This is a genomic window from Micromonospora sp. ATLC16 (assembly GCF_057196645.1).
The window spans coordinates 1-7,556 of record NZ_JBXUOW010000121.1 but is presented as its reverse complement, the minus strand read 5'-3'; the positions used below and the strand labels follow the sequence as shown (position 1 = coordinate 7,556).

Genomic DNA, 7,556 nt, shown 5'->3' with positions numbered 1-7,556 from the left:
CCACGCGCACCCCGTCGGCGTACGCGTCGGTGCAGATGTCGATCGCCAACTGCCCCTTCGTGCGGAAGCGCAGGTCAGCCGGTATCCCTGTTCCACGGGCGGTGTCTTCGTGTTGCGCCCCGGGTTAGATGGAGACATCGAAACCTGGAGGAACACCAGCGATGCCCGCACCGAAGAAGTACCCCGACGAGCTGCGTGAGCGTGCGGTCCGGTTGGTCCTTGAGGCCCGTCGGGATCCGGCCGGCGCGGTCGGCGCGATCCGGCGGATCGCCGACCAGCTCGGAGTCCACCCAGAGGCGTTGCGGACGTGGGTGAAGAAGGCCGAGACCGACGCCGGTGAGCGGCCGGGCACGACCAGCAGCGATGCCGAACGCATCGCGGCCCTCGAACGGGAGAATCGTGAGCTGCGGCGGGCGAACCAGATCCTGAAGTCCGCGGCGTCTTTCTTCGCGGCCGAGCTGGACCGGCCGTCGCGATGAGGGTCGCGTTCGTCGACTCGCAGCAGGAACAGCACGGTGTCCAGTCGGTCTTGCGGGCGTTGGAAGACACGCCGGCACAGATCGCACCGACGGCCACGGCCTGCACAACTGCCTCGGCGCGGCGCTGGCCCGGCTCGAGGGGCGAATCGCGATCCCGGCGCTGTTCCGCCGGTTCCCCGGGCTGGACCTCGCGGTCGACCGGCCGGACCTGCGCTACATCGAGAACTGGGCGATGCGTCGCCTGGTCACGCTGCCGGTGCGGACGACGGGCACGCCGCGGTGATCTCCGGCGACCGGGAGACCGAAGCCACCGTGCGGGTGAACCCGCAGCTGTGCCGCTGCACCGGGCTGTGCCAGGCGATGTCGCCGGCGCTGTTCCAGCTGACCGCCGCCGGGCATGCCGAGGCCGTCCAGGCCCGGCTGACCGGCCCGGAAGCCCTCGAAACCGCCCGCTCCGTCGCGGACTGCTGCCCGATGGGAGCCGTCGAGCTCACCGTCGGGCCGTCCACCGGCGGGTCGGGCCGACCGGAAAGGTGAGCCGTGACGTCGACCCAACCGACGGCGCAGGAGGCCGAGGCCATCCTCGCGGCGCTCTGGGAGCGCAACTACAACCCCCTGACGACCGAATTGATCGGCCGGCTGCCGCTCGGTGCCGGCGCCCGCTGCCTCGACATCGGCGCCGGGGCCGGCTCGATGTCGAGCTGGCTCGCCGCGCGGGTGCCGCAGGGGCAGGGTCATTGCGTTGTCGGGATGCCGCTGGTCACGGCGGTGATGAGGTCGTGGGGGCGGCGGTTGGCGCGTCGGGTGGCGCGGGCGATGTTGGCCTCGCTGTTGGTGCGGTGGTAGCTGATCGAGGTGTTACGCAGGGTCGCGAGGACGGCGGGTCCGGTGCCGGTCCGGGCTTGGTGGAGATCTTCACGGAAAGTGACGTCCCGGACGTGATGTAGGCGGTTTTCGATGTGCCATTCGAGGCGGGCCCAGTGCTGCAGGTCGGCGGGTTGGGCCTGTTCGGCGGATAGGGACACCGTGTAGTAGGCGGTTTCGCGGCTGGTCTTCCCGCTGGTGGTGCGGGTGCGGGTGATCCGGACGGCCTGCTCGGCGTGGGGGAACCTGATGCCGCCTGGAGTAGCCACGGTGATGGCTTTGACGGTGCGGGTCTCGCGGCGGCCGTGGCCGGTGTCGCGGCGGCGGTCCCCGATTGGGATCTCCGGCCAGGGCAGGGTCTTGAGCTGCTTGAACAGGGTGGGTTGGTTGCCTTTCGTCGGGATCATCAGGTGGGCGCCGCGGGCGGCGATCTCCTCGGCGTGCGCGGTCTGGGTGTGCAGGGCGTCGGCGATGAACAGCAGACCGGTCAGGCTGCCCAACACTGACTCGACCGCGTCGAGCAGCGGTGCGAACGCGGGGATCTCGTTGCTCTTCGCGCTCACGGTGACCTGGGCCAGGACGATGCCGGTGCTGGTGTCCAGCGCGGACAGCAGATGAACCTGACCGCCGTCGGCACGCCGGGCTCCCCGCAGCGTTTTCCCGTCCACGGCGATCACCGTCCGATATCGGTGCGGCCGGGGTGTGACCGGCCGGGCGCGGACCTTCAGCCAACCCGCGAGGACGGTAGACAACAACTGATCGTCGAGGCGGGTCAGCAACCGCCATACCGTCGTACCCGCCGGCACCCCATCGCCGAAGCCGAGCCGGTCGCGGGCCTGTTCATCCAGATCGTGCAACCAATCGGTGATCGCGGCGAACGACGACGCCCCCGCGAGGACCGCGCACACCGCGACCGCGAGTAAGCCCGACAGCGGGTAACGCACTCCCCGTGGATCTCGAGGATCCGGGACCGCCGCCAAGGCGTGTAGCAGTCCCGTTGTCTCACCTGCCGTAACGGACGGTGGTGACGTGCCAGGGGTGCCGGCGACCGAAGACAGCGCGGGGATCGGGCATGATGACATCGGCGGGTGAGGTCCTCGGGTGTCGTGAAGCGTAGAGAACTCCATGATCACCGACGCGATCTCACCCGCTCTTCCGGCCTCCACAGAGGCCACTCGCCCCGTAGATTCCCAGCTCAGGGCACCCACCAATCGACTACGCAATCGCCCTGGCCGCAGGGGTCGGTGCTCGCCGTCGACGTCAACACCGACTTTCTCGACGACGTGCGCGACCCGGGGCTGACGGTGCGGCAGGGCGACATCGAGACCGAGCAGTTCGCACCTGGCTCGTTCGAATTCATCCTGGCCCGCGGCGTGTTCTCGGTCCTCAAGAGCCCCGACGAACTGTTGACCCGGGCCGTGCAGTGGCTGGCCCCGGGTGGCTGGATGCTCGTCGAGGACTTCTACTTCATGCCGGCCGAGGACGCGGCCACCCCGCTGGGCCACCGGGTCATCGAGGCCTATCTGCGGGCGTTCCGGGTTCAGGGCGCCGACATGCGGTTCGCCCGCCGGCTGCCGGCCCGGCTGGCCGGCGAGGGGCTCACCGGTGTCGACTTCCACCTGCGGCCGCTCGGCCCCGGTCAGGGGCAGTACGAGAACGAGCTGATGCGTCGCCGGCTCGAGTTGCAGGGCCAGCCGCTGGTCGACAACGGGTGGGTCAGCGCGCAGGATCTGGCCGATTTCATCGCCACCATCGAGGATCCGGCGTCCCGGGACGTCACGACTCTGCTCTTCTCGGTCTGGGGCCAACGGCCAACGACGTGACAGCGCTTGACTTCATCCTTGGTTCAGCTTTTACGGTGTGAATGTCCGCGATTGCACTGCGAAACCGAGGAAGGGGCGTGGCGTGCACCCTCCCGAGAGCACCGGCAGGACGACGGGACCGCCTCCGGGCGGTCAGGCCGCGATCCTGGTCCTCGCGGGCATGCTCACCATCATGGCGGGAGCGGTCGTGTCGCCCGCCCTGCCCGGCATCCGGGCCGCCTTCGCCGACACGGCCGACGCCGACCTGCTGTCCCGCATGATCACCAGCACCCACGCGCTGGCGATCGTGGTGTTCGCCCCGTTCGCCGGCGCGTTGTCCGAGCGCATCGGGCGCAAGCGCGCTCTGGTCATCGGCATGCTCGCCTTCGCCGTGGGCGGCAGCTCCGGGTTCTACCTGCCCGACCTCTACAGCATCCTGGCTGGCCGGATCGTGCTCGGCCTCGGGGTCGCCCTCGTCATGACCACCAGCGTCGCCATGGTGGCCGACCTCTACGAGGGCGCCCAGCGGCAGCGGTTGCTCGGCCGACAGACCTCCGCCGGAGCGTTCGGCGGCGTGCTCCTGCTGGTCGGCGGCGGCGCGCTGGCCGGGCTGGGCTGGCGCAGCGTCTTCCTGGTCTACCTGCTCGGCGCGGTGCTCGCCGTCGCCGCGCTGCGCTACCTGCCCGGTGGTGGCCGCCCACCCGGCGACGCCGACGGGGACGCCGGCTCCGGCGACCCCGCCCGGCGCTGGTGGCCGGTGGGCATCACCGCGGCGCTGGTCGCGATGCTGCTCGGCCAGGTCGCGTTCTACTCGGTGCCGGTGCAGGTGCCGTTCCTGGTCGAGAACGACTTCCACGCGACCTCGATCGCCTCGGGGGCGGTCATCGCGGTGCAGACCCTGACCACCGGGCTGGTGTCGCTGCGCTTCGCCGCGATCCGGCGGCTGGCCGGTGAACACGTGCTCGTGGCCGTGGCCTTCGCCGCGATCGGGGCCGCTTACCTGGTGCTGTTCGCGGCCCCGCACGTCGTCGTGCTGGGGGTGGGCACGCTGGTCATGGGCGTCGGCCTGGGCATCCTGATGCCGACGCTGAACAACTGGGTGGTCAACACCGCCCCGTCGGACTCCCGTGGCCGGTACGCCGGTTTCCTGACCACCGCCCTGTTCCTGGGCCAGTTCCTGGCGCCGATCGTGACCCAGCCGGCCGTGAGCCGCCTCGGCATCCAGCCCCTGTTCCTGATCATCGCGACCGGCGCGCTGATCGTCGCCGCCGGCTACCTCGCCGCGTCCCGGCGTCGTACCCGCGCTGAGGCCGAACCCGACGCCGACCGGGCCGACGTGCTCGCGTCCCGACTCGACCAAGGATCTCCCCATGTCCGCTGACACCGATCGTCCCGTGCGGGTCGAGTTCGTCCTCGACCTCATCTGCGTGCACTCGTACCTGGCCTTCACCCGCTTCGAGAAGGCCGCGGCGCGTCGGCGCGCGGACGGCCGGACGATCGAGGTGACGTTCCGGCCGTTCCAGATCGATGACGGCGCCCCCGAGGAGGGCGAGCCGCTGACCGAGCGCCACCGTCGCGACTTCGGCGCCGCTGCCGAGGAGATGGTGGAGCGCATGACCGGCACCGCCGCCCGCGACGGACTCAGCCTCGACTTCGGCCGGGCCATCTTCGTCAACACGTTCCGGGCCCACCAACTGCTGGCCACGGCGCAACGGCAGGGGCGGGCGGAGGTGGCCGCCGAACGGCTGTTCCGGGCCTACTTCAGCGAGGGCCGCAACATCGGGGATCCGGTCACGCTCGACGAACTCGCGGCCGACGCCGATGTCACCCCGGTGGCGGCCGGCGGGGACGGTCCCGAACCGGAGGAGGTCGCCGCCGCACTGGTCGCGGTGCGGGAGCGGGGCGTCACGTCGGTGCCGTTGGTTCGGGTCGACGACGGCCCGGAGTTGTCCGGTGCCCGCTCGGAAGAGGACTACCTGGACGCGCTGACCCCGACCGGGTGACCCGCGTACCGCCATCCGTCACGACCCCAACGAAAGGAACCCCATCATCATGGCTCCCCTGCGGCTCGCAGTAATTTGCGGCAGCGTCCGCGACGGCCGGTTCGGTCCCACGGCCGCCCGCTGGATCGCCGACCAGGCCGCCCGGCGTGACGACTTCGAGGTCGACTACATCGACCTGGTCGACCATCCACTGCCGGTGGCGCTGACCCAGTCGCCGGACCCGGACGTCGCCGAGACGCTCTCCCGGATCGGGCCCCGGCTGCCGACGCGGACGCGTTCGTCGTGGTCACGCCGGAGTACAACCACAGCTATCCCGCGTCGCTCAAGTCCGTCATCGACTGGCACTACACGCAGTGGCAGGCCAAGCCGGTCGCCCTGGTCTCCTACGGTGGCATGGCCGGTGGCCTGCGCGCCGCCGAGCACCTGCGGCTCGTCTTCGCCGAGTTGCACGCGATGGCGATCCGGGAGCAGGTGAGTTTCCACATGGCGTGGGAGAAGTTCGGGCCGGACGGCACGCCGGTCGATCCCGAGGGGGTGGGTGCGGCCGTCAAGACGATGTTCGACCAGCTCGTGTGGTGGGGCGAGGCGTTGCGCGCGGCCCGCGATCGGCACCCGTACGGTAAGTAGCGCTCACGCCGCGGCGCTGAAGCCGCGGCCGAGCTGGAAACCGACGCCCCGCACGGTGACGATCCACCTGGTGTCGCCGAGTTTGGCCAGCAGGCTGTTGACGTGCGTGTCGATGGTCCGGCCGGTCGCCGTGGCGCTGTCGTGCCAGACCTGGGCCCGCAGTTCCCGTCGGCTGAACACGACCCCCGGGCGGGCGGCGAGTAGTTGCAGCAGGTCGACCTCCTTACGGGTCAGTGCGAGCGTCCGGCCGCCGAGCCGGGCCTCGCGCCGGGCCGCGTCGATGTGCAGTGGGTCGTGCGAGATGGTTTGGGCGTCCGGGGCCGGGCGCAGTCGTCGCAGCCGGCCCAGAAGGCCAGGACGCGTTCGACCTCGGTGCCGCGGCCGGTGAGGGCGATGATCGGGGTGTCCGACTCCCGGCGGATCTCGGAGCAGACCAGCAGGTCGTCGATGTCGGGGACGTCCATGTCGAGCACCACCAGATCCACCCGGTGATGCTGTTGCAGGGCCGACTTGCCGGTGCCGGCGCTGCACGCCTCATATCCGTGTTGTTCGAGCTGGTGTACGAGGTGACGGCGGCCGGCGAGGTCGTCCTGTACGACGAGGACGCGCATGGCGAAACACCTTCCGGTAACGATAAGCATCGATGAACTGACTCTGAGTATGCCCGAATCGAGGAGGTCGTCGGCATAGCAATGTGTGCTGGTTCCGGCACGTGCATTCATTGGTGTGGGGAACGCAAAATCAGCGTCAATTGACTGCAAAGTTCACCAATTCGGCTTGATGGATGAACATTGCGCTCGTAGCGTTTCCCGGGGGCGATCAGTCGCGTTGTCGCGACGGCCGGCTGCAACGGGGAGGATGATCATGCAGAGTGCGCTCGACACGCTGTGCCGGATGACTCAAGTCGCACCGCCCGGGCGGACGCCCGCCGGAGCGGAACTCGACCGGCTGCGTCGGCTGACCGGGCAGCTGATGGCGACGCAACCGGACAGCCACGCCGAACTGACCCGCTATCTGTCCGTACAGGAGCGCGGCATCCCGGTACCCGAGCAGGAGGCAGGGGCAGCGATCCGTGGCAGGCGAGTGCTGGGGACCGGTGGCAGCGGCTGCATCGGTACCGAACTGCTGCGTACGCTGGCCGCCCTGCGGCCGTCGATGCTGCTGAGCGCCGCCAACACGCCACCGGCCCACAGCGTTCCCGGCGTGCGCTACCTGCACCTCGACGTCGGCGACCGTCGGCGTACCGAGGAGTGCCTGCGGGCCATCCGGCCGGACGTGGTGTTCCACCTGGCCGCCCAGCGCGACCCCGGCCGGGCCGAGGAGGAGGCCTTCCTCGCCGAGGCCGAACGCGGTTGCGCAACGGGCGACGACCAGGCGGTGTGCGAAGCCTTCCAGGCGGCGGCGTGGGCGCTGCTCGAGGCGACCGTGCAGACGGTCTCCCCGGCGATCCTGCACCGCATCACCGGGCTGACCGCCGCGCACCGCCCGGTGATGGGCCCCAACCACCTCCGGATGGACGACATGTCCCGCCGCTTCGCGGGATTGGCCCAGCCGGTGTCCTCCTCGTGACCGTCGACACGCGACATCCGTCCCGTACCGGGGCACCGGTTCTGCTCTACGCCGCTCAGGCGGTCGCCGCCGTCGGCATGGCGGCGGGCGGCTCGGCCGGCGGGTTGCTCGCCACCGACCTCACCGGCTCGGCCGCCGCGGCCGTCCTCCCGTTGGGTGCGATCGCGGTGGGCGCCACGGTGGCGGTGCTGCCGGTCGGCGCGGCCATGCGT

General features: G+C 70.5%; 10 protein-coding genes and 2 pseudogenes. 9 read left to right on the top strand and 3 right to left on the bottom strand.

Features of this window, described 5'->3' with window-relative positions:
- Positions 1 to 161: 161 nt before the first annotated feature.
- On the top strand, positions 162 to 479 hold the full coding sequence (locus AC2CHE_RS26190; RefSeq protein ID WP_484507504.1) for a transposase: 318 nt from the start codon (positions 162 to 164) through the stop codon (positions 477 to 479).
- A 279-nt stretch (positions 480 to 758) separates the two neighbouring features.
- Entirely contained in the window at positions 759 to 1,016 is a 258-nt protein-coding gene (locus AC2CHE_RS26185; protein ID WP_484507503.1) for a 4Fe-4S domain-containing protein, read from the top strand.
- Between the two features lie 197 nt (positions 1,017 to 1,213).
- Here AC2CHE_RS26185 and AC2CHE_RS26180 read toward each other — a convergent pair whose 3' ends face one another.
- A complete protein-coding gene (locus AC2CHE_RS26180) occupies positions 1,214 to 2,425 on the bottom strand; it encodes an ISAs1 family transposase (protein ID WP_484507502.1) in 1,212 nt (403 codons plus the stop codon).
- A gap of 6 nt (positions 2,426 to 2,431) precedes the next feature.
- Between AC2CHE_RS26180 and AC2CHE_RS26175 the strand changes: the two genes are divergently transcribed.
- The 5 genes and pseudogenes from AC2CHE_RS26175 to AC2CHE_RS26155 all read left to right on the top strand — a co-directional run bounded on the left by AC2CHE_RS26175 (position 2,432) and on the right by AC2CHE_RS26155 (position 5,775).
- Positions 2,432 to 3,166: a class I SAM-dependent methyltransferase gene (locus tag AC2CHE_RS26175; protein WP_484507501.1), complete on the top strand. Its 735-nt coding sequence runs from the start codon at positions 2,432 to 2,434 to the stop codon at positions 3,164 to 3,166.
- Positions 3,167 to 3,248: 82 nt separating this feature from the next.
- Complete coding sequence (locus tag AC2CHE_RS26170) at positions 3,249 to 4,526, top strand: MFS transporter (RefSeq protein ID WP_484507500.1); 1,278 nt, start codon at positions 3,249 to 3,251, stop codon at positions 4,524 to 4,526.
- Positions 4,516 to 5,148, top strand: coding sequence for a DsbA family oxidoreductase (locus AC2CHE_RS26165; RefSeq protein ID WP_484507499.1), 633 nt, complete (start codon positions 4,516 to 4,518; stop codon positions 5,146 to 5,148). Before AC2CHE_RS26170 ends, AC2CHE_RS26165 begins: the two co-directional genes overlap by 11 nt.
- 49 nt (positions 5,149 to 5,197) lie before the next feature.
- Positions 5,198 to 5,326: pseudogene (locus AC2CHE_RS26160) on the top strand (NADPH-dependent FMN reductase); the annotation flags it as partial.
- A gap of 104 nt (positions 5,327 to 5,430) precedes the next feature.
- A complete protein-coding gene (locus AC2CHE_RS26155; protein WP_484507498.1) occupies positions 5,431 to 5,775 on the top strand; it encodes an NADPH-dependent FMN reductase in 345 nt (114 codons plus the stop codon).
- 3 nt (positions 5,776 to 5,778) lie between these two features.
- On the opposite strand, the gene AC2CHE_RS26150 is transcribed toward AC2CHE_RS26155, so the two are convergent.
- A complete protein-coding gene (locus AC2CHE_RS26150) occupies positions 5,779 to 5,985 on the bottom strand; it encodes a winged helix-turn-helix domain-containing protein (RefSeq protein ID WP_484507505.1) in 207 nt (68 codons plus the stop codon).
- Positions 5,986 to 6,005: 20 nt separating this feature from the next.
- Positions 6,006 to 6,386, bottom strand: a complete 381-nt coding sequence (locus tag AC2CHE_RS26145) for a response regulator transcription factor (protein WP_484507497.1) — start codon at positions 6,384 to 6,386, stop codon at positions 6,006 to 6,008.
- Between the two features lie 253 nt (positions 6,387 to 6,639).
- Between AC2CHE_RS26145 and AC2CHE_RS26140 the strand changes: the two genes are divergently transcribed.
- Positions 6,640 to 7,344: a sugar nucleotide-binding protein gene (locus AC2CHE_RS26140; protein WP_484507496.1), complete on the top strand. Its 705-nt coding sequence runs from the start codon at positions 6,640 to 6,642 to the stop codon at positions 7,342 to 7,344.
- Positions 7,341 to 7,556, top strand: a pseudogene (locus AC2CHE_RS26135) (hypothetical protein); the annotation flags it as partial. The gene AC2CHE_RS26140 and the pseudogene AC2CHE_RS26135, both read left to right, overlap by 4 nt.